Raw genomic sequence first — 22,335 nt, 5'->3', positions numbered from 1 at the left:
CTATAGCGCTAGTATATTGTTACGAAGATATAAAAGCAAGGAAAATAAATTTCAAAAACCTCATACCGGTACGATTTTATAATTTAAAAGATCCTGTTAGAATATGCTATACGCAAAAAAAGCGAAGTAAAAAACGATGCAATTGGCGTTTTCGATCAATTTAATTCCGGCGTCGCATTCAAACTTACAGGATAAGGAGAAAATATGAAAAAGATAAGAAAAAAGATCCTTTCGATCTTTCTGACAGCATGCATGCTGTTCAGCCTTATGCCGCAGTTGAGCCAGACGGCGGCTGCTGCAAGCTGGCTGGACGACGGCACGACGGACACAAGCTGGTATACGGGACACGAAAGCGACAGCAGCTACACCATCACCACCCCGGAGGCATTAGCGGGGTTTGCAAGTTTAGTTAATGGCGGAGATAGCTTTTCCGGCAAGACAGTCACGCTGGGCGCAGATGTCGTTTTGAATATGGTTATAGACTACTATCAGAGCAAACGATGGACGCCAATTGGCACCAGCAGCAACAGCTTTCAGGGTATTTTTGACGGCGGCGGATATACAGTGAGTGAGCTGTATATAGCCACGAACGATGACAACACGAACAAGGAAAATCAGGGCTTGTTCGGCTATGTCTCCGGTGGGGAGATTAAAAATGTAGGTATGGTAAACGGCCATATAGGCATGGGCGAGGGTACCACTTATCAAAAAGGTGGGGAAAATGTTGGAGGCCTAGTCGGGTACATAGAAAACGGTACCATTACGAACTGCTATAACACGGGCGTAATTAACGGCTACGACCCTATCTGCTGTTTTTTTGGCGGTCTGGTCGGGCGTTGCAAGAGCAGCACGATCACTAAGTGCTATAATACGGGCAGTGTCAGTAACGCGGGCAGCACTTTTGGCGGCTTGGTCGGGTGCAGCGACAGCAGCACAATCACGAGCTGCTATAACACGGGCAATGTCACAGGAACAGGAGGCCTTAACGAAAATATTGGCGGTCTGGTGGGGGTGAGCCATGGGACCGGTGCAATTACCGATTGCTATAACACGGGCAGCATTAATACCAGCCGCAGCCAATATATCGGAGGTCTGGTGGGCGATAGCCAAGGTACAATTACGAACTGCTATAGCACGGGCAGTGTCAGCGGCAGTAGCAACACATCTGTCGGCGGCGTAGCGGGGACCAGCACCGGTACGGTTACGGGCTGCTATTATAACAAACAGACGAGCGGCATCAGCGGCGGCATCAACGGCGGTGATACGGCCGGAGCTGCCGTGGGCAAGACGACAGAGTGGATGAAAAACGCCACCAGTACCGCAGGTATAGATGGGGACCCGGATCCCTTTGCGGGCTGGGACCCTGAACTTTGGGGGTTCGTCTCCAATAAGTATCCACAGTTACGCATCAACTTGAGCGTATGGGAGGTTTCAACAGAAGGTACGGAAGCACCTCTTAACGGAAACTTGGTAATCACGTTCAGCAAGTCGATGAACACGACAGCCGGAGGTACCGTATCGCTGAGCGACGGAAGTACCCCAGCAGAGCTTTCGGGTGGGTCGTGGTCAGAAAATAATAGAGTTTACACGGTCGCGTATTCCGGGCTGGTATATGAGACAAAATACACTGTTAAAATATCAGGTTTTACTGACACGGAAGGTAAAACCATGACCGAGGACAGCAGTTATAGTGTCACTACCAAATCAATACCCAGAATTACACTGAGTCAGACCGACCAGTATACCTTTTCCGATCAGACTGTGGGTTATAGCCCGGTGTCCCCATTGACTGTCACAGTGAGCAACATCGGCAAGCTGGTAACGGGAGATTTGACCATTGCACTGAGCGGTACGGGCAAGGACAGCTTCACGCTGTCAAAGACAACCATCAGCAGCATTGCCTTGAACGGCACCGATACCTTTACCCTTACGCCGATAACGGGGCTAGACGCAGGAACTTACAGTAAGACCGTGACGGTATCGGGGAATAACATGACATCGAAATCCTTTACCGTCCGATTCACGGTCAACGACGGCACATGGAACGGAACTTCGAATACAAGCTGGTACACGGGACACGAAAACGATAGCACCTACACCATCACCACCCCGGAGGAATTAGCGGGGGTGGCAAGCCTGGTCAACAATGGGAATGATTTCTCCGGCAAGACAATTATACTGGGAGCGAGTATCGCTTTGAACACGGTGTCCGGGGTAAACAGCTGGAATACAAAGGCGCCGGATCATTCATGGACGCCAATCGGAAGCAGCAGTCACGCTTTTAAGGGCAGCTTTGACGGCTGCGGATATACGGTGAGCGGGGTTTACATAAACACGACCACACGCAATCAAGGTCTGTTCGGCTATGTCTCTGGGGGGAATATTAAAGATACAGGCGTGATCGACAGCTATATCAGCGGCAGCATATGTGCCGGCAGCCTGGTCGGGTACATCGAAAACAGTACGATAAGCAACTGCTATACCACGGGAATAGTTACCTGCGTCAGCAGCCAAAGTAGTTTTGTCGGTGGTGTGGCAGGGCGAAGCGTCAGCAGTACAATAACAAGCTGCTATAATACAGGCAGTATCAGCACCAAAAGTACCCTATCCGACACTAGCAATGTCGGCGGTCTGATCGGGAGCATTGACAGCAGTACGATAACCAGCTGCTATAACACAGGGAGTGTCACAGGCAATGTCGGAGTGTATGTCTGCGGCTATAATGCTGGAGGTCTGATCGGGGGCAGCTACGGAAACAGTGCAATCACCAACTGCTATAACCTGGGCAGTGTCGCCAACACCTCCTACCCCCCAAATACCGGCGGGCTCGTGGGTGATAACCGAGGTATCATTACTAACTGTTATAACACGGGCAGCGTCAGCGTCAACGGCAAAGGAAATAATGTCGGCGGCATAGCGGGGTATAGCAGCGGCACGGTTACAGGCTGCTATTATGACAAAGAGACGAGCAGAGTCAGCGGCGGAATGAATGGAAGTGACACTGCGGGGGCTGCAGTGGGCAAGACGACAGAGTGGATGAAGAACGCTACCGCTACCGATGGTATAGATGGAGACACGGATACCTTTGCGGGATGGGATACTACTGTCTGGAGCTTTGCATCCCCTAAGTATCCGCAGTTAAGAAACGCACTGCATGTGCTGCGTGTTTCACCAGGCGGCACTGAGAAAGCGATCAGTGGAAATCTTGTAATCACGTTTAGCAAGACGATAAACACGGCGGCCGGAGGCACCGTGTCGCTGAGTGACGGCAGCGCCTCAACAGCGCTTTCCTCCGGGTCATGGTCAAAAAATGATACCGTTTATACGGTTGCGTATTCCGGACTGGCATATGAAACAGAATACACCGTTAAGATATCCGGTTTTACCGATACGGAAGGCGAAACCATGGCCGAAAACGATGGAAACAGCTTCAAAACCACGTCCAGAATCAGACTGAGCCAGACCGACCCCTATATTTTTGCCGAGCGCATATTGGATTACAGTGCGGTGTCCCCACTGACGGTCATCGTGAGTAACACCAGCAATCAGGTGACGGGAAATTTGACCGTGGCATTGAGCGGTTCGGGCAAGGACAGCTTCACGCTGTCGAAGACAACAATCAGCGGCATCGCCGTGGGTGGCACCGATACCTTTACTGTAGTGCCGAAAACAGGGCTGGGTGAGGGAACTTACAGCACTACGGTGACGGTATCAGGGAATAACTTAGTCTCGAAATCCTTCACAGTCCAATTCACAGTCAAAACCAACATTTGGGACGGTACTTCGAACGTAAGCTGGTATGCGGGACACGAAAGTGACAGCAGTTACACCATCAATACCCCGGCGGAATTAGCAGGGCTTGCGAGTCTTGTGAATAGCGAGCACAATTTCTCGGGCAAAACAGTTAAGCTGGGCGCGAATATCCTATTAAACGATGTGTCAGGTGTAAGCGGATGGAGTACAAACGCGCCGAGCAATTCATGGACGCCTATCGGTAACGGCAGTTACACCTATGACAGCAACTATAACGTCACCTATGACGACACCTTTAACGGCGTCTTTGACGGCTGCGGGTATACGGTGAGCGGGATTTACATAAACAAGGCCACCGGCTTTCAGGGTCTGTTCGGCAATATTAACGGTGGAACGATTAAAAATGTAGGCGTGGTTGACAGCTATATCAGCGGAGGCTTATATGACGGTGGTCTGGTCGGGTACATCAAAAACGGTATGATCACCAATAGTTATAACATGGTAAGTGTCACCTGCAGCGGCCAATATGTCGGCGGATTGTTTGGGCAAAGTGCCAGCAGCACAATCACCAATTGCTATAACATGGGCAATCATACGGGACTGGACAATAGTGCGGCTGTAGGCGGTCTGGTCGGGTTAAGCAAAGAAGATATCATAACAAACTGCTATAACACCAGCCGTGTCAGCGGCGGACAATATGTCGGCGGCATAGCGGGGGATAATGGCTTAAGCACAGTTATAGGCTGCTATTATGACAAAGAGACAAGCGGAATCAGCGGCGGAATGAATGGCAGTGACACTGCAGGAGCCGCTGTGGGTAAGACGACAGCGTGGATGAAGAACGCTACCGCTACCGCTGGTATAAATGGGGATGCAGATTCATTTGCGGGTTGGGATACTGCTGTCTGGAGCTTTGCCTCCGCTAAGTATCCGCAGTTGAGAGCTCTACCGTATGGTATCAGCCTGAGCCAGACCGGTCTGTATACTTTTACCGCGCAGACCGCGGGTTATAGCTCCGTCTCTCCTCTGAGCATCACGATAATCAACATCGGAATTCAGGCGACAGGCGATTTGACAGTTTCACTGACCGGTGCGGGCAAAAGCAGCTTCGCACTGTCCAAGACCGCCGTCAGCAGCATCGTGGAAGGCAATACGGACAACCTCACCGTTGTACCGAACTCAAACCTGAGTGCGGGAACCTATACGGCGACGGTCACGATATCCGGAAGTAACGTAACTACACAAGCATTTGAGCTGAGTTTTGAGGTAACCGCAGCTCCTGCAGTGCAAGAAATCTTTATCACAACCCCAGCAACCAAGCTGACCTACATGGTAGGCGACAGTCTTGATATCAGCGATATGGTGGTGATAGGCCTCTACAGCGATAATTCAAGAAAGACAGAAACCATAACAACCGCCAATATAACCGGCTTTGACAGCAGCGCTCCGGCAGTGGATCAGGTGCTGACCGTAACGGTAGGCGGCAAAACAGCAACCTATACAGTAACGATCAACGCAGCACCGGACACGCTTAGCAGCGCAAATGCCATTACCGGCTTCACACTGGGTGGCGTGGACGGAACAATCCATGCGGACCATACCATCGCGGTGACGCTTCCTTACGGCACAAGCGTAACGGACTTGACGCCGATGGTCACGGTAAGCGACAAGGCCACCGTTTCCCCGACAAGCGGCACGGCGCAGGACTTTTCAAATCCGGTTATCTACACCGTCACGGCGGAGAATGGGTCGACGCAGGACTATACGGTTACAGTAACCGTCAGTGAAGCCGTCACCTACGGTATTAGTCTGAGCCGGGCAACAGCATATTCCTTTACCGGACAGACAGCGGGTTACAACTCCGTCACGCCGCTACGTGTTACTGTCTCAAGTACGGGCAACCATGAGACAGGCGCATTAACCGTGGCGCTGAGCGGCACAAATGCAACCAGCTTTACCCTGTCCAATGGTACATTGAACAGCATCGCCTCCGGTGGTATAGACAGCTTCACCATTGGGCCAAACACGGGCCTGAGCGCGGGAACCTATACCGCGACGGTAACGGTTTTCGGCGGAAGCGTGACCTCGCAGACCTTTGACATCAGCTTTACGGTCAGCGCTGGCAGCAACACCGGCAGCAACCCCGGCAGCAACCCCGGCAGCAACCCCGGCGGCGCGCCTACCGGAGGCGGAGGCAGCGCTTCCCCAAGCAGCAACATTACTGTTTCGACAGAGAACAATACCACCACCGCATCGCAGACCGTTACCGCTACAACCGGCTCAAGCGGCGTGGCGGCTGCAAGCGCAACAAGCTCGCAGATTTCTGAAATGCTCACGGCGGCAAAAGAAAAGACAGCCTCAAACGCACAGGCCGCTGTTAACCTTCAGGTTCAAACCGGAAGCGGTGCGACGGGTGTTTCGGTCACTCTCCCGCAGTCGGCAGTTACCACATTGACAAGCGGTGAAGCCAGCTTAACAGTATCCTCCACTGTGGCAACTGTCACGCTGGACAGCGTGACGCTGACGGAAATCGGCAAGCAGACCAGCGGAGATGTAACAATTACCGCCACGGCGGCGGACACCTCCGCACTTTCGGCAGACACCAGGACCGCCATCGGCACAAGGCCGGTCTATGATCTCAAAATCACCTCCGGCAGTACAACGGTTTCCAGCTTCGGCGGCGGTACGGCGACGGTTTCTGTTCCGTACACTCCGGCTTCGGGCGAGGACATCAGCGCCATCGTGGTTTACTACATCAATGCCTCCGGCGAGTTGGTCACAGTACCGAATTGCAGCTATGACGCAAAAACCGGAACCGTGACCTTCACTACAACACACTTTTCCACCTATGCCGTGGGCTACAACGCCGTGAACTTCAAGGATGTGTCTGACAGCGCGTGGTATGCCGACTACGTGACCTATCTCGCCGCGCGCGGCATCGTTGGCGGAAATAATGGAGCATATAGCCCTGCTGCCAGTATCACGAGAGCGGCGTTTGTGACCATCCTCGCCCGGATGTCCGGCGACGACCTGAGCGGCTACAAGACAGCTTCCTTCTCGGATGTCTCAGCAGACAGCTGGTACTTCGCGGCGGTGCAGTGGGCAAACAAGGCTGGCATCGCCGCCGGCAATAACGGCAAGTTCAGCCCAAGCGCAACGGTCACACGTGAACAGGTGGCCGCGATGCTTTACCGCTACGCCCAGTACAAGGGCACGGTCTCGAACGCCGAGGGCATGTCCGTTCGGGAGTTCCCGGATTACAGCAAAATTTCAAGCTGGGCGCAGACCCCCATCCAGTGGGCGATGAACAACAAAATCCTGTCCGGCAATACCGACGGCAGCTTCGCCCCGCACTCAAGCGCCACACGCGCCCAGGCGGCGAAGATGCTCGCGGTTCTGTTACAGGGGATGTAACCAAAACAATAGCATAAGGTTTAGGGCAAACCCATCAAACGAGATATTTTCATAAAGAATGGTAGAAATAAAACGAAGCAAGCTAGGACGGTATTATCAAACAAACAGCCGACAGATACAAGAAGTGTATCTGTCGGCTGTTTTGGAGATGATCTTACTATCTTCGAAATAGTTCTCAAGCAGCTTACTGCTCTGTTTGTTTATAATCCACCACTACTAGTGTCAAAAGTAGCAGTAATATCTTCTCCACCCATATTATATGAAGTCATAATATCTAAAAAAATATGGTTCTCAACAATTCCGCTATCCAGGCCGCGCCTCCTGAGCCACTGAAAAAAGACGACCCAACTGGCATTGTCTTCTTTCATGCTCTCAGCAGCACCCAAAATCTCCCGATAGCCGTCCTCATTCACGGCGATTGCCACTAGAATGGCTACATTCGCGAACTTTCCGCCCTAGGTGCGGCGAAGATAAATGCCGTCCACATAGAAGTGCCCGCCCTGCAGCGACCGGTTGCGCCAGTCCTCAATATGGACGTAGGGTTATTCTACCTTATTTTTCCAACCTTTCCCTCTCCCTGTCCTACTTTTTTTTATGAGCACTCCGAGGTTCAGGCCCGGAGCGCTCACTCTTTTTTTCGAGAAGCATAGACTGGACTGAAAGAGTCTTTCTTTCACAGCTACTTAAATAGGAGGTATTGCAATGCCTGACAAGATCATGCCCGGACCTGTGGATGACCCCCGTGGCATCCGCGAGGCGGTTTGTATTCACACCAAAAAGATCTATGACTCGTGCAGAGATAAGGACTGCGTGGAAGACTTGCGCTTTTATCCGAAGCTCCAGTATGTAGATACCATCAACCACGCGCTATCCGTAAAGGGCGGCACCGCAAAACTGCTTCATGTGTACGTAGACGTGGAGCCGGTGACGTTTAACCGGGGCTTTTACACAATTGATATGCGGTTTTTCTATCATGTGACGCTGCAGGCGTATCTGAGCTGCCCCATCCCGGTGACAGTAGAAGGCCTGTGTGTGTTCGACAAGCGCGTCCTGCTGTTCGGCAGCGAGGGAAGCGCCAAGATATTCTCCTCTGAGTTCCGCGCGGGCGGGCTGGATCCGCAGTGTCTGCGCGACAGTAATCTACCCGTTGCTGTGGTGGAGGCCGTGGACCCCATTGTGCTGGACGCGAAGCTGGTGGAGGCCTGCGGTTGCCACCCCTGCGACAACGACCTTTGCGAGGTTCCGTCCTTTATCAGCGGCTTTTTCGACGGAGAGCTGTCCGGTGGGGACGACATGCGGCGGGTTTATGTGACCCTGGGCCAGTTTTCCATCGTACGGCTGGAGCGGGATTCTCAGCTGCTGATCCCCGTGTACGATTACTGCCTGCCGGAAAAGGAGTGCTCTGGAGGCGTAGACCCTGGTCAGGACCCCTGCGGTCTGTTCCGCAATATCCGCTTCCCTGTGGGCGAGTTCTTCCCGCCCAACACGGTCTGCCACCCCGAAACCTACGAAGAGACGAAAAACATCTGCAGCTGCTGCCAGTAAGCGCACGAGACGCCCGGTATTTTCGGATACCGGGCGTTTTTATCTCCCCTTATATTTTTCCGGCATAAAGTGGGACGGGCTCTCATATGGTTGGGTATCGGACGGGGAGGGATGCAGATGAAGGAGCGGGAGGAAATTTCCAGATACCGACAGGCAGCGATGTTTTTGCCGGTGCGGCTGCGCAAATTAGCGGAGACGCTGCCAAAGGAAGACCAGGCCGTTGCGGAGGAGTTCCGCCTAAGGACCGGCTGGCCCATGACCGTGCTGCTGCCGGGTGGAGAAACCTGTCCCTGGCCGTCGGAGCCGTCGGTGGAGCCGGAGGAATTGGAGACCCTGTGCGACCTGGGAGCGGAATTTTCCCGCTATGCCGCCGCGGAGACGCTGCGAGAGGGCTTTTTGCCCGTCCGGGGTGGATTTCGGATCGGCTTTTGTGGCTCCGCCGTCATGAAGGGCGGCGTGTGCACGAATCTGGCGGATCTGTCCTCTGCCGATCTGCGGATAGCCCGGGAAAAGCGCGGCGTGGCGGAGGAACTGGCGCAGCAGCTGCTGTCAGACGGAGTGCCTGACAGTACGCTGCTTCTGTCTCCGCCGGGAGGGGGAAAGACAACACTCCTGAGAGACCTGATCCGCTGTATCTCCCAGCGGGGGCTCCGGGTGGGACTGGCGGATGAGCGGGGGGAGGTGGCGGTCTGTTATCGGGGAAGGCCACAGATGGATGTGGGGCCATGTACCGACGTGCTGGACGGCTGCCCGAAAGCTGTCGCCATCCCCATGCTGCTGCGGACCATGAACCCCCAGATTGTGGCCGCCGATGAGATCACGGCGGAGGAGGATATCCGGGCCATGACCATGGCGGCGGGCTGCGGCGTGAAGTTGCTGGCCACCGTCCATGCCGCGGACGCTGCGGAGCTTATGCAAAAGCCCCTGTACGCCCGGCTCCTGGAGACAAAGGTCTTTCGTCGGGCGGTGTGTATCCGCCGGACGGAAGAGGGGCGGTCCTACGAATTGGAGGAGCTGCCGTGAAAGCGCTGGGAAGTCTTTTCATTCTGGTGGGGTTTGGCGCGGCATGGGCCGGAGAGCTGCGCCGCTGGCGGCAGGAGACGGAGACGCTTTCCCAGCTGATCGCGGCGATGGAGGCTCTGTCCAGCCGTATTCGTCTGACGCGGATGCCGCTGCCCCGACTGCTGCGAGAGCTGGGACAGGTGCGGCAGGGAGCTGTTGCAGCTTGGCTGACGGGACTTGCGGAGTCTCTGGAGCGGGGAGAACCCCTTCGGACTACGTGGGACGCGGCCTGCCGCCGTCTTCCGGTGGAGGACGACGTGAGGGAGACGGTTGCCGAATTGGGGTACAAGCTGTCCGGAGACGAAACGGAAATATGTAAAGGAATTGAACTTGCAACAGGCTGGCTCAGAAAGAAGATGGAGGAGCGCTCAAGGAAAAAAAGGGATTGGACCAGGCAGGCCACAGCGGTGTGTTTCTCCGGCGCCGCGTTGCTAATCATTCTCCTGCTGTGAAGGACATACGAAAGGAACATTTGCCATGGATGTTGATTTGATTTTTCGAATCGCCGCCATCGGGATTCTTGTGGCGGTGCTGAACCAGCTGCTGGTGCGCTCCGGTCGGGAGGAGCAGGCCATGATGACGACGCTGGCGGGATTAGTGGTGGTGCTGATGATGATGGTGCGGCAGATCAGCGATCTGTTTCAGCTGATCAAGACCCTGTTCGGCTTCTGATGGAACAGGTTATGCAGATCACGCTTGTCTGTGTGGTGACGGCTCTGCTGGGCGCGGCGATTCGGCGGGGCGCGCCGGAGGCGGCGCTGCTGCTGGGGCTGGCCGCCGCCGTTGCGGCGCTGCTGGCGCTTTCCGGAAGTCTCCGGGAGCTAATGGCCTTTTTCTCGGAGCTGACCACACGGGCCGGGGTGTCCAACGAACTGTTTGTGCCGCTGTACAAGACCGTTGGCATTGCGCTGGTGGTAAAGGTGGGGACCGGACTTTGCAAGGACGCCGGAGCGGCGGCTCTGGCCTCCGCCGTGGAAATTGCCGGGGCGGTTTGCGCGCTGCTGGTGGCTTTACCGCTGCTGGAAAAAGCGATGAACGTCCTGTTGGAGTTGATGGGATGAAAAAATGGCTGCTGGCGCTGACTCTGGCGCTGCTTCTGACAGTTCCGGTCTCCGCCGCCGAGGTACCGGACGAGCTGTGGGACGCCCTGCCGGAGGGGACGGAGGACATTTTACAAAATACGGACCTGACCGCGACGGACCCACTGGGCGGCGGCGTCTCTCAAATTCTCCAAAATCTGAAGGAACAGGCAAAATCCGTTCTGTGCCAGAGGATGCGAAGCGCGGTGAGCATTTTGCTGGTGGTGCTTCTGTGCGGCGCGGTGGACGGATTCTCTCAGACCGCCGGGGCGTCCGGCCCCAAATTGGTGCTGGCGGCGGGGGCGCTGTCGGTAACGCTTTTGGCGGCGGGGAGTTTGGAGAGCCTGATCGGTATGGGCGGCGGCGTGATCGAGAGCCTGAACAACTTTTCCCGGGTTCTGCTGCCGGTGCTGGCGGCGGCGACGGCGATCAGTGGTTCCGTCACCACCGCCACGGTCCAGCAGGTGATCACGGTGCTGTTTACCGGTCTGCTGCTGAAGCTGATCGAGGGACTGCTGCTGCCGCTGATCTATCTCTACATCGGGACGCTGACCGCCGCCGCCTGTCTTCCCGGCGGGCGGCTGGGAAATATTGCGGAGGCGCTGCGCAAGTGTATCACCTGGGTTCTGTGCGGGGCCCTGACGGCGTTTACCCTATATCTCTCCGTGGCTCATATCATCTCCGGTGCAGCAGACGCGGCGGCGGTGAAAATGGCAAAGGCCACGGTGGCGGGAGTGGTTCCCGTGGTGGGCGGCATCATTGCGGAGGCGGCGGACACGGTGCTGGCCGGAGCGGGGATTCTGAAAAACACCATCGGCATCTTTGGAACGCTGGCGGTGCTGTCGGCCTGCGCGTGGCCGTTTCTGCATCTGGGTATCCAGTATCTGCTGTATAAACTGGTGGGCTTTTTGGCGGGAGTTATCGGCTCGCCGGAGCTGTGCAAGCTGATCGACGGCCTGGGCAGCGCGTTCGGACTGGTGCTGGGGATGACGGGGGCCAGCGCGCTTTTGCTGCTGATCTCCATCCTGTCTTCCGTGGCGGCTGTGACGTGAAAGGGGGAGCGAGTGAAATGATTGAGGCGGCGCGGAGCTGGCTCATCGCCGTTGCGGCGGCGGCCTTTTTGGTGTCTCTATCCCAGAGCCTGATCCCGGAGGGGACGGTGCGGAAGATTGCGGGCTTTGCCGGAGGGCTGACGCTTTTGCTGGTGATGGTCAGGCCTCTGCTGGGAGCGGACTTCGACCACTTGGACTTTCACTATGAGGATTATGCCGGGGAGATCAGCCAGCGTCAGACGGAGCTGCAGACCCAGAGCGACCAATCGCTTCAAGAACTCATAGCGGAGAAGACGGAAGCATATATTTTGGACAAAGCGGCGGCGCTGGGGGTGGACTGCACCGTCCACGTTCTCGTGGAGCCGGGGGAGGACGGTACCCCCATCCCGGCAGGCGCGGAGCTGACTGGGCAGAAGTCGGATGTGCTGGCGAACTATATGGAACAGGAGCTGGGGATTCCCAAGGAGAGGCAGGTTTATCATGAAACAGGCTGAGACGTTCAAAAAGCTATGGGACCGTTGGAAATACGCGGTTTTAGTGGTAGCGGCGGGCGCGGCGCTGCTTTTGCTGCCCTCCGGCGGCAAGCAGAGCGCCGCTGTCGTCCCGGACGAAAATGTGCAGGACACGGTTCAGGAGACGGAGAAAAGGATGGAGACGATTTTGGCGAAGATCGATGGCGTTGGGGAGCTGCACCTGATGCTGACGGCGGACACGGGAACGTCGCGGCATCTGGCTCAGGACACGGAATTGAGCTACAGCGGCGATACCGCCGCGCCAGAGGATTATCAGCGTAAAAGTGAGACCGTGCTCTCCGGAGGAAGCGGGTCGGAGGAACCGGTGGTGACAGAAACGCGCTGTCCCACATGGCGAGGAGCACTGGTGGTGTGTCAGGGCGGAGGCGACGCGCAGGTGCGTCTGGCGGTGACGGCTGCAGTGGCCTCACTGACGGGCCTGGGCTCAGATCGGATCACGGTGGTAAAATGTCAGTGATATTTTGGAGGAGGAAGCAGGAAATGAGAGGAAACTGGAAGCGCTATACGGTGGTCGTGACCATGCTGGTGCTGATCTGCGCCGCGGCCGTCCTGAATTGGCAGGCAACGCAGAAAGCCGCGCCGACGGGCGGCGAGGCGGCATCCGACACGGCGCAGGCGGGCGGAAAGCTGCTGGGCGAAGCCACGCTGGTCTCCGGCGGGGATGGATCTGCCAGCGCTGCCGGTTCCACCGCATCGGTGGATGAAACGGGGGTCTACACTGGAGGGGATTATTTTGCCTCTGCCCGCCTGACCCGCCAGCAGGCCCGGGACTCCGCCGTGGCTCTTTTGCAGCAGGCCGCCGATGAGGACGGCGCGGCTCAAAGCGCCTTGGACAAAGCGTCGGAGGGAATTCAGACCATGGCCCAATACACCATGGCGGAGGCTCAGATCGAAAATCTGGTAGCAGCCAAGGGCTATGCCGACTGCGTCGCGTTCATGAGCGAGGACAGCCTCAGTGTGGTAGTGTCTACCGACAGCGGAAAACTCAGCAGCGAGGATGTGGCGAAGATCACGGATATCGCCATGTCAGAGACCGGCTATTCCGCCGGGAATATCAAGATCATGGCGGCAAATTAGCTGTTGTAATTTCCGGCGAATCATGGTAAACTAATATGCACGAAAGATGGGGCTCGGCTATGAGCCGGGCGACAAGAAGGAGCGTGGATACCATGGGCGAGAGCCGGGAATACATGACCCTGCCGGAGGAAAACGGCAGTATCAATATCGCGGAGGAAGTCATCGCCGCCATCGCGGTGGGCGCCGTCCGGGACGTCGAGGGTGTGTCCGGAATGATGAGCGGTATGGGCGGCAGCGTGACCGACCTGATGAATAAGAAAAATGCCCAGAAGGGGACCCGCGGGGTCAAGATCGACATGACCGGCGCGACACTGACGCTGGATATATACCTGACGGTGGCATATGGACACCCCATTCCCGAAGTGGCGGAGAATGCCCAGAAGGCCGTGGTCTCGTCGGTGGAGGCCATGACCGGCTGCCCGGTGGGTACGGTGAACATTCATGTGGACGGCGTGACGCTGGCCTGAGAAAGATAGAGGACGAAACGGTATATGGTACGGAACGTTGCACGAGAGATCGCCATCCACCTTGCCTATGAATTGAGTTTCACGGATCAGACGGTGGAGGAGCTGCTGAACCAGCGGCTGACGGCGGAGAGTTTTGAGTCCCTGGCGGGCGAGGATGCGATTTATGCTGAGGCCCCCAACGACAAGCAGGCGGCCTATATCCGCCGCCTGGTCGTCGGCGTGGAGGAACACGCCGCGGAGCTGGACGGCTATATTTCCAAGTACGCGGTGGGCTGGAGCTTTGCCCGTATCCCGCTGGTGGCTTCCGCCATTATGCGAGTGTGCATGTACGAGATCCTCTATATGCCGGATGTCCCCAACAGTGCGGCGATCAACGAAGCCGTGGAGATTGCCAAGAAATACGAGACGCCGGAGACGGTGAAATTCATCAACGGGATTCTCGGCAGCTTTGCGCGCCAGGAGTGCCCGCAGGAGTGATTCAGAACGGGGCGGGCCGCCGATGCCCGCCCCGCTTTTTTACTGTGAACGCCAAAGAGAATTGCAAAAAGAAGGTGCGCATGTGGATCAGCCGATCTATCAGGTTTCCCAGGTAAATGAATATGTGAAGGCTTTGCTGGACGGAGAGCCGATCCTACAGGACATTTTGGTCCGGGGCGAGCTGTCCAATTACAAGGTCTATCCTTCCGGACACCACTATTTTACGTTGAAGGACCGGGAAGGCGCGCTGCGGTGCGTTATGTTCCGGTCTCAGGTCCAGCGCCTGCGATTCCGACCGGAAAACGGCATGAAGGCTATCGCCCGTGGCCGAATCTCCGTCTTCCCCAGAGACGGAGCCTATCAGCTCTATTGCAGCGGACTGTCGCCGGACGGCGTGGGCGATCTGGCGGTGGCGTTTGAGCAGCTGAAAGAAAAGCTGTTTGAAGAGGGACTGTTTGACGAGGCGCACAAAAAGCCCCTGCCGCGCTATCCCCGGACCATCGCCATTATTACGTCCTCCGCCGGCGCGGCGGTCCACGACATGATCCGCATTCTGCGGCGCAGGTTCCCCGCCGCCGCGGTAGTCCTGCTGCCGGTGCGGGTGCAGGGGACAGAGGCTCCGGCGGAAATCGCGGGGGCCATTCGGTATGCAAATCGATGGAATGTGGGAGACTTAATCATTACGGGCCGGGGCGGCGGGTCCATGGAGGATCTCTGGGCCTTCAACGATGAGCGGGTGGCGCGGGCTATTTTCGATTCGGATCTGCCGGTGATCTCCGCCGTGGGCCACGAGCCGGACGTAACGATTTCCGATTTTGTGGCGGACGTGCGGGCGTCCACCCCCTCCAACGCGGCGGAGATCGCCGTGCCCGATCAGATGGAGTTGCTGCGGTGGCTGCGGGGAGCGGGGGTCCGCATCGCGCAGGCGGAGGAGACAAAGCTGCAAATCTGCCGCCGCCGTCTTCAGACCGCTGCAGAGAAACGTGTGATGAAAAATCAGCTAGCTTTTGTGCAGGATCGGCGGATGCTGCTGACCCATTTACAGCAGCGGCTGGGGGATCTCTCCAGCCGAAGTATGGGGGAGAAGCGGCAGAAGTTTTCCACTCTGGCTGCATCTTTGGACGCCATGAGCCCGTTAAAAGTCCTGAGCCGGGGCTATGCCGTGGCCCGGAATGAGCAGGGCATTATTAAAAGCTACCAAAACGCCCCCGTCGGGAGCCGCATCGAGGTGACACTGGGTGAGGGGACGCTGGATTGTACTGTTGAGAAAGGAAGACCGTGATGGCTGGAAAGAAAAAGGAAACCCAGACGTTTGAACAGCAGATCACCCGTCTGGAGGAGATCGTGGCCCAGATGGAAAAGGGCGACGCGGAGCTGGCGGATTCACTGGCGCTGTTCGACGAAGGAACGTCGCTGATCGCGTCCTGCGGAAAGCTCCTGGACGAGGCCGAGCAGAAGGTGGTGCAGCTGATGAAGGGCGCCGACGGCGCGCCGGTGGAGATGCCCTTTGACACCGAGGATGAAATTGATGGATAAGGCGGCGTTCGACGCGCGGTACGGCGAGTACCGTCAGTCGGTGGAGGAGTATCTGGCCGGACTGTTTTTGGACAGGCCTCATTGGGCCGATCTGTACGACGCCATGAGGTATAGCCTTCTTGCCGGAGGAAAGCGCATCCGTCCGGTGCTGACTTTAGAGGCGGCCCATCTGTCCGGGATGGACTGGCATCAGGCACTGCCGGCGGCCTGTGCGCTGGAGCTGGTCCACACCTATTCCCTCATTCACGACGACCTGCCCTGCATGGATAACGACGATCTCCGCCGGGGAAAGCCCACCAACCACAAGGTCTACGGAGAGACGCTGGCGGTGCTGGCGGGGGACGCCCTGCAGCCGGAGGCATTCCGCCTGATTTTGTCCGCTCCGGACCTCAGTGCGGTCCGGCGGGCTGACTGTGCGCTGATTCTGGCGGAGGCCGCGGGCGCGGACGGCATGGTGGCCGGACAGGTGCTGGACACGCTCCATGAGCCCCAGACCCACAAAGAACTGCTGGAGGTTCACCGACTGAAGACCGGGGCCATGATCCGGGGCGCCGCGCTGCTGGGCTGCGCCGCAGCCGGAGCGGGGCCGGACCTTCGTTCCGCGCTTGGGACCTATGCCCAGGAGCTGGGCGTGGCGTTTCAGATTCGGGACGACATGCTGGACGTCATCGGTGACGAGGCAGCCTTTGGAAAGCCCATTGGCTCCGACAGGGCGGACGGAAAAGTCACCTATGTGGACGTGCTGGGACTGGAGGGCTGTGAAAACGCCGTTCGGATGTGTACCGCCGCGGCAAGGGCGGCGCTGGCGCAAGTGCCGGGGCATGAGTTTCTGGACTTTTTGGCAGACTCGCTGGCGGAGCGAAAAAGCTGAGCGAGGAGTGCGTTTAAGTCTGTTCAATTAAAATTAACATTTGTATATACAAAAATCGTTGTATATTTATTGAGAACGTGCTATACTAAAAATGCTAAGCGGCGGCGCAGTATCCTAGTCAGGACTGCCGTCTCTCAGGGAGGGCCTAAAAATCCTCTGAAGGGCATATCGATGAAACCCGTGGTGCTTGCTTGAAACGCCCAGTTTTGGGTGGGTGCTGGGGGGAAGCGTGGCTTCACGCTTGCGGACTCAGGGCGATGAGCAATGGCATGGTCAACCCGACCCTGTTTCCGTGGAGACCTGTTCTTGTGCGCGGACGTAATCCCATGTGGTATCCGGCCCGCGTACGAAACAGATTAGGAACCTGCAATGCGGTGCATCAGGCGTTTACGCCTGTAATGCTGTGTGCAGATGTAGCCTGCCTTGCGTGGGCGCGGTGGATGGAGGATTCACGCGGCTTCGGCTCTGGCCAGAGCCAAGCTGCTATCGCTTCCTGAAACCCCGGTTGCAAAAGAGGCTAAAGAGACGGACAGACTGAGGTGGAAATCACCTAGGCTGTCGTAAGGGCAAAAAAGGGATTACAGTGCGGACTAAGTGGCAGTCGGGTCGCGCGGACGGCGACGCCGCGACGCAGCGCCGAAAGGGGAACCGCCTCTATCGGCAACGAGAGGTGCGCTGCAGGGAAATCCAACCCGTACCTAAGCCGTAAGATTAACCTTTTTTGCCGCCGCTGACTTAGTAAAATGAATTTTTGATCCGTCCAGGTCTTGGCGGAATTTTGCCGCCGAGGAGGCCACTGCTTGAACAAGGGAAACGTAAAAAAGAAGAAGGACGCGGATTTACCGCAATGTCGCTGGATTCTGCGAATATTTTTTATCGCCGTGGCGCTGTCCGCCGCACTGAGTCTCGCTTCAGAAAGCGTGCTCACCGGGGCGGGGATCGCGGCGGCGCTGTTAGTCTTGGCTGCGTTCATCGGTCTTGGCATCGTATTTGACATCATCGGCGTGGCCGTTACTGCCGCGGACGAACGGCCTTTCCACTCCATGGCGGCCCACAGGGAGCCGGGAGCGTCGGAAGCCATTGGCCTTCTTCATAATGCCAGCCATGTCAGCAGCTTCTGTAACGATGTGGTGGGCGACATCTGCGGCATTGTCTCCGGCACAACCGCCGCCGTCATTGTGGTCCAACTACAGCGAATGCTGAGCGTACACACAGTGCTTTTGAGCGTGGGGGTCACGGCGCTGATTTCCGGCCTTACCATCGGCGGCAAAGCGCTTGGCAAGACGTTTGCCATCGATAAAAGTACCCGCGTGGTCTTCCTCGCGGGCAGATTTTTGCACATATTTCATCGTTCCTCCAAGTGAGGAGGATGAGGGAGAGACTCCATGATTCTTGAAAAAATTGATTCTCCGGCGGATGTGAAAGCCTTGAGCCGTCGGGATCTGGATACGCTCTGCGGCGAGCTGCGGAGCTTTTTAATTGAAAATATTTCTCAAACCGGCGGGCATCTGGCTTCCAATTTGGGTGTGGTGGAGCTAACGGTGGCGATCCACCGGGTGTTCGATACCGCCAATGACCGGCTGGTGTTCGACGTGGGCCACCAGTGCTATGTCCACAAGGCTCTGACAGGCCGCAAAGAGCTGTTCGGCACTCTGCGGCAGTTCGGCGGCCTTTCCGGATTTCCAAAGCCCTATGAGAGCGGTCACGACGCGTTTGTGGCGGGCCACGCATCCAATTCCGTCTCTGTGGCGCTGGGTATGGCCCGGGCCCGGACGTTGGAACAGAAGGATTACAATGTGTTGGCTCTGATCGGAGACGGAGCGCTGTCCGGAGGCTTGGCCTATGAGGGACTGAACAACGCCGGGGCCGCCAGAGAGCCGCTGATCGTGATTCTAAACGACAACGGCATGTCCATTAACCCCAACGTGGGGGCGGTGAGCCGCCATCTTGGGAAAATTCGAAGCAAGCCCGCCTACTACCACTTTAAAAAATGGTACCGCAGCCTGTTCGGGACGAGCCCTATGCAAAGTACGCTTTATCGGTTTAACCATCGCCTGAAATCCTCCCTAAAAAAGACGCTGTGGCCCGGAAGCACCCTGTTCGAGGACATGGGCTTCACGTATCTCGGCCCCATCGATGGGCACGATCTGAGCCGGCTGTGCAATGTGCTGCAATGGGCGAAGGAGCTGCGCTGCCCAGTGGTGGTCCACGTACACACCCTGAAGGGAAAGGGGTACGCTCCCGCTGAGCGGGACCCCGGAAAGTTTCATGGAGTGGGGCCTTTCGACGTGGAGACCGGTCTTTTGAAAAAGCCGGACGCGGAGAGCTTTTCCTCCGTCTTCGGCAAAACGGTGACCACCTGTGCCGCGGAGGACCCGCGCGTGTGCGCCATCACCGCAGCCATGGCGGACGGAACGGGACTGGCTCCATTCCAAAAGGAATTTCCCCGGCGGTTTTTCGACGTTGCCATTGCGGAGGGCCACGGCACGGCTATGGCCGCAGGACTTGCCTCCCAAGGGATGATTCCCGTGTTCGCGGTGTATTCCTCATTTTTGCAACGGAGCTACGACATGCTTATCCACGATGTTGCGCTTGAGCAGCTTCATGTGGTGCTGGCAGTGGACCGGGCAGGACTGGTGGGCAACGACGGCGAGACCCACCACGGCGTTTTTGACGCGCTGTTTTTGCCTACTATCCCCGGTATGACGGTTTACTGCCCCGCCAGCTTCGCGGAGCTGCGGCGGATGCTGAGGGACGCGGTTTTCCAGTGCGGCGGCCCGGTGGCGGTCCGGTACCCCAGAGGCGGCGAGGGCCGCTACCGGGAGGACAGCGGGACGGATGCCGCCGTGCGGCTGCGGGATGGAGACGATGTGACCATCCTGACCTACGGTGTGCTGACCAATCAGGCGCTGGACGCCGCGGAGGCGTTGGAAAAGCAAGGCGTGCACGCAGGCGTTGTCAAGCTGAACCGCATTGCACCTCTGTGTTATGAGGATCTTGCGCCCGTTCTGTCCGGCTGCGGATGCATGGCTGCGGTGGAGGACTGCTGCGGCTCCGGCTGCGTGGGGCAGCGAGTGGGGGGCATTCTGGCAGCACGGGGAGATGCGCCAAAGCAGATCATCTTTAAAAATTTGGGTGGCAGCTTTATCCCGGCGGGTTCCGTGGGGGAGTTGGAACACAGCCTGGGGCTGGATGCCGAAGGCATCGCAAAGTCCATTTTAGAGAGAATTCGGTGAGTACATCGCACTCTTTCAGTCGGGAGAGCGCAGGAGGGTTACCATGAGTGAAAAAAAACGGCTGGACATGCTGCTGGTGGAGCGCGGCTTGCAGGAGAGCAGGCAGAAGGCACAGGCCACCATCATGAGCGGTCTGGTATTTGTAAGGGGCCAGCGGGCGGATAAGCCCGGCACCGCTTATCCTTCCGACGCGGAGATCGAGGTGCGGGGAAACGCGCTGGCCTATGTGAGCCGGGGCGGACTGAAGCTGGAGAAAGCCATGTCGGTCTTCCCCATCGAATTAAACGGTACGGTCTGCGGCGATATCGGAGCCTCAACCGGCGGATTTACCGACTGTATGCTCCAAAACGGCGCTGTGAAGGTCTACGCCGTGGATGTGGGCTATGGACAGCTGGCGTGGAAGCTGCGGTCCGACCCGCGAGTGGTGTGTTTGGAACGGACCAATGCCCGGTATCTCACCCATGAACAGGTGCAGGACGAGCTGGACTTTGCCAGCGTGGATGTGAGCTTCATTTCGCTGAAGCTGATTCTGCCGGCCCTGCGGGGACTGTTGAAGCAGTCGAGCCGCGCGGTCTGCCTCGTCAAGCCCCAATTTGAGGCGGGCAGGGAAAAGGTCGGGAAAAAGGGCGTAGTCCGTGACCCGGCGGTCCATCAGGAGGTGCTGGAGCACTTTTTGATGCATGCAAAGGAATCTGGCTTTACAGTGCTTGGCTTAACTTATTCTCCTATTCGAGGCCCTGAGGGAAATATTGAGTATCTGGGATTTTTGCAATGCGGCGCGTCGGAGGAGGAGACAACTTTTGACCTGCGGGCGCTGGTAGATGAGTCACACGAGGTTCTGCCGGAGCGGGGAGGCACGGAAACATGAAAGAGGGAAAAAAGATTATTCTCTGCCCCAATCCCAGCCGGGATCGGGATATGACCGCCACAAAATTCGCCCAGTCCATTCTGCACGGAAGCGGTTTTCGGACAGTGGTATGTTCTCCCTTCAAGGATCAGCGGGAGGGGACCTTTGCCAATCTGGAGGTGCATCCGCTGACGCAGGAGCTGCGTTCCGCGGATCTGATGATTACCTTCGGCGGGGACGGTACGATTCTGCACCTCGCCAAGCTGGCGGCGCTGAACAAGGTCCCGGTTCTGGGCGTCAACACCGGCAGCCTCGGGTTCATCGCGGAGTTGGAGCTGGGAGAGCTGGAAACACTGCGGCGGCTTGAAACATGGGATTTTGAAATGGAGAGCCGGATGATGCTGGATGTATCTGTCCTGCGGGACGGACGGCCCATTTACACGAATCTCGGGCTGAACGACGCGGTGATACGGGAAGGCCCTATCTCCCATGTGATTCATCTGCGCATTGAGTCCGACGGCCACCATCTGGCGGATATCGCGGGAGACGGCGTCATTATCTCAACCCCCACCGGGTCCACGGCCTATTCCCTCTCTGCCGGAGGACCTGTGGTGGAGCCGGAGGCCGAGGCCATGGTGGTCTGCCCGATTTGTACGCATAACATGCGATTTTCGTCGTATGTTCTCTCTCCCGGACACATGTTGTCCATTCGCACGGAGCGAAACGGACGCAAGCCGGTGTATTTGTTCGTGGATGAGAGCCGGGGCTTTTCTCTCCACGCGGAGGACGAGGTGCAGGTGCGCCGGTCCAAATACGCACTGAAGCTGGTGCGGCTGACGGAAAAGAGCTTTTGTGAAATTTTTGCAAGAAAAATGCTACCGGGAGGACAGGAAAATGAAAAATGAACGGCAAATGATGATTTTAGAGATCATTGGACAGGAGAATATCGAAACGCAGGAGCAACTTTTGACCCGGTTACAGGAGCGGGGTGTCTCCAGTACACAGGCCACCATTTCCCGGGACATCAAGCAGATGCACCTCATCAAGGAGCCAGTGGGCCGAGGAGTGTATAAATATTCTGTTTCTGGAAATCGGACACGGCTGAACTTTGCGGAGAAGCTGCGCACCATCTTCCGGGAGAGCATCACCAGTATCGACAGTGCGCAGAACATCGTGGTGGTGAAGACTATGCCGGGACTGGCCAGCGCCGCTTGCGCCGCGCTGGACGACATGGACTTGAATTATATGATGGGGAGCCTTGCGGGAGACGACACGGCGTTTCTGGTGATGAAGGACACAGCCTCAGCGGAGACTTTCTGCACGGAAATTCAGGAAACGATTAACGGATAAGATCGAATATTCATACAGAGAGAAGAGGAAGGGAGC

General features: G+C 57.1%; 20 protein-coding genes and 1 pseudogene. 20 read left to right on the top strand and 1 reads right to left on the bottom strand.

Annotation, left to right across the window (positions count from 1 at the left end):
* The first annotated feature begins 204 nt into the window (after positions 1-204).
* Positions 205-7,167 (top strand): S-layer homology domain-containing protein, encoded by a 6,963-nt coding sequence (locus ABWQ15_RS01410; RefSeq protein ID WP_353907039.1) that lies wholly within the window; start codon positions 205-207, stop codon positions 7,165-7,167.
* 305 nt (positions 7,168-7,472) lie between these two features.
* Here the strand turns inward: ABWQ15_RS01410 and ABWQ15_RS01405 are convergent.
* Positions 7,473-7,706 (bottom strand): annotated as a pseudogene (locus ABWQ15_RS01405) (transposase); the annotation flags it as partial.
* 163 nt (positions 7,707-7,869) lie between these two features.
* Between ABWQ15_RS01405 and ABWQ15_RS01400 the strand changes: the two are divergent.
* The 19 genes from ABWQ15_RS01400 to ABWQ15_RS01310 all read left to right on the top strand — a co-directional run bounded on the left by ABWQ15_RS01400 (position 7,870) and on the right by ABWQ15_RS01310 (position 22,299).
* Positions 7,870-8,712 (top strand): hypothetical protein, encoded by an 843-nt coding sequence (locus tag ABWQ15_RS01400; protein WP_353907038.1) that lies wholly within the window; start codon positions 7,870-7,872, stop codon positions 8,710-8,712.
* A gap of 117 nt (positions 8,713-8,829) precedes the next feature.
* A complete protein-coding gene (locus ABWQ15_RS01395) occupies positions 8,830-9,735 on the top strand; it encodes an AAA ATPase domain-containing protein (RefSeq protein ID WP_353907037.1) in 906 nt (301 codons plus the stop codon).
* Complete coding sequence (locus ABWQ15_RS01390) at positions 9,732-10,226, top strand: stage III sporulation protein AB (protein WP_353907036.1); 495 nt, start codon at positions 9,732-9,734, stop codon at positions 10,224-10,226. The genes ABWQ15_RS01395 and ABWQ15_RS01390 overlap by 4 nt, the downstream gene beginning before the upstream one ends.
* Before the next feature lie 25 nt (positions 10,227-10,251).
* Complete coding sequence (gene spoIIIAC / locus ABWQ15_RS01385) at positions 10,252-10,446, top strand: stage III sporulation protein AC (RefSeq protein WP_014118232.1); 195 nt, start codon at positions 10,252-10,254, stop codon at positions 10,444-10,446.
* Positions 10,447-10,457: 11 nt separating this feature from the next.
* A complete protein-coding gene (locus tag ABWQ15_RS01380; RefSeq protein ID WP_353907035.1) occupies positions 10,458-10,835 on the top strand; it encodes a SpoIIIAC/SpoIIIAD family protein in 378 nt (125 codons plus the stop codon).
* Entirely contained in the window at positions 10,832-11,905 is a 1,074-nt protein-coding gene (locus tag ABWQ15_RS01375; protein ID WP_353907034.1) for a stage III sporulation protein AE, read from the top strand. Before ABWQ15_RS01380 ends, ABWQ15_RS01375 begins: the two co-directional genes overlap by 4 nt.
* A gap of 17 nt (positions 11,906-11,922) precedes the next feature.
* Positions 11,923-12,399 (top strand): stage III sporulation protein AF, encoded by a 477-nt coding sequence (locus tag ABWQ15_RS01370; RefSeq protein WP_353907033.1) that lies wholly within the window; start codon positions 11,923-11,925, stop codon positions 12,397-12,399.
* Positions 12,386-12,895 (top strand): SpoIIIAG-related protein, encoded by a 510-nt coding sequence (locus tag ABWQ15_RS01365; RefSeq protein ID WP_353907032.1) that lies wholly within the window; start codon positions 12,386-12,388, stop codon positions 12,893-12,895. Before ABWQ15_RS01370 ends, ABWQ15_RS01365 begins: the two co-directional genes overlap by 14 nt.
* Positions 12,896-12,918: 23 nt before the next feature.
* The gene (locus ABWQ15_RS01360) at positions 12,919-13,515 is read left to right on the top strand and encodes a SpoIIIAH-like family protein (protein WP_353907031.1); all 597 of its coding nucleotides are present in this window, start codon (positions 12,919-12,921) and stop codon (positions 13,513-13,515) included.
* A gap of 59 nt (positions 13,516-13,574) precedes the next feature.
* Positions 13,575-13,982 carry an Asp23/Gls24 family envelope stress response protein gene (locus tag ABWQ15_RS01355; protein WP_353907030.1) on the top strand — a complete coding sequence of 136 codons (408 nt, stop codon included), beginning with the start codon at positions 13,575-13,577 and terminating at the stop codon, positions 13,980-13,982.
* Positions 13,983-14,006: 24 nt separating this feature from the next.
* Positions 14,007-14,459: a transcription antitermination factor NusB gene (gene nusB, locus ABWQ15_RS01350; RefSeq protein ID WP_353907029.1), complete on the top strand. Its 453-nt coding sequence runs from the start codon at positions 14,007-14,009 to the stop codon at positions 14,457-14,459.
* A gap of 82 nt (positions 14,460-14,541) precedes the next feature.
* Positions 14,542-15,741: an exodeoxyribonuclease VII large subunit gene (gene xseA, locus ABWQ15_RS01345; protein ID WP_353907028.1), complete on the top strand. Its 1,200-nt coding sequence runs from the start codon at positions 14,542-14,544 to the stop codon at positions 15,739-15,741.
* Positions 15,741-15,995, top strand: a complete 255-nt coding sequence (gene xseB / locus ABWQ15_RS01340) for an exodeoxyribonuclease VII small subunit (protein ID WP_353907027.1) — start codon at positions 15,741-15,743, stop codon at positions 15,993-15,995. Before xseA ends, xseB begins: the two co-directional genes overlap by 1 nt.
* Positions 15,988-16,866: a polyprenyl synthetase family protein gene (locus ABWQ15_RS01335; RefSeq protein ID WP_353907026.1), complete on the top strand. Its 879-nt coding sequence runs from the start codon at positions 15,988-15,990 to the stop codon at positions 16,864-16,866. Before xseB ends, ABWQ15_RS01335 begins: the two co-directional genes overlap by 8 nt.
* Positions 16,867-17,666: 800 nt before the next feature.
* Positions 17,667-18,230: a hypothetical protein gene (locus ABWQ15_RS01330; protein ID WP_353907025.1), complete on the top strand. Its 564-nt coding sequence runs from the start codon at positions 17,667-17,669 to the stop codon at positions 18,228-18,230.
* Positions 18,231-18,251: 21 nt separating this feature from the next.
* Entirely contained in the window at positions 18,252-20,102 is a 1,851-nt protein-coding gene (dxs, locus tag ABWQ15_RS01325; protein ID WP_353907024.1) for a 1-deoxy-D-xylulose-5-phosphate synthase, read from the top strand.
* Between the two features lie 43 nt (positions 20,103-20,145).
* Entirely contained in the window at positions 20,146-20,970 is an 825-nt protein-coding gene (locus ABWQ15_RS01320; RefSeq protein WP_353907023.1) for a TlyA family RNA methyltransferase, read from the top strand.
* A complete protein-coding gene (locus ABWQ15_RS01315) occupies positions 20,967-21,854 on the top strand; it encodes an NAD(+)/NADH kinase (RefSeq protein WP_353907022.1) in 888 nt (295 codons plus the stop codon). The genes ABWQ15_RS01320 and ABWQ15_RS01315 overlap by 4 nt, the downstream gene beginning before the upstream one ends.
* On the top strand, positions 21,844-22,299 hold the full coding sequence (locus tag ABWQ15_RS01310) for an arginine repressor (protein ID WP_353907021.1): 456 nt from the start codon (positions 21,844-21,846) through the stop codon (positions 22,297-22,299). The genes ABWQ15_RS01315 and ABWQ15_RS01310 overlap by 11 nt, the downstream gene beginning before the upstream one ends.
* The last annotated feature ends 36 nt before the right edge of the window (positions 22,300-22,335 follow it).

The organism is Oscillibacter sp., assembly GCF_040505565.1.
In the GTDB taxonomy this organism is placed as follows: Bacteria; Bacillota; Clostridia; order Oscillospirales; family Oscillospiraceae; genus Oscillibacter.
The sequence above is the reverse complement of the archived record's forward strand: the minus strand, read 5'-3'. Positions and strand labels throughout refer to the sequence as shown.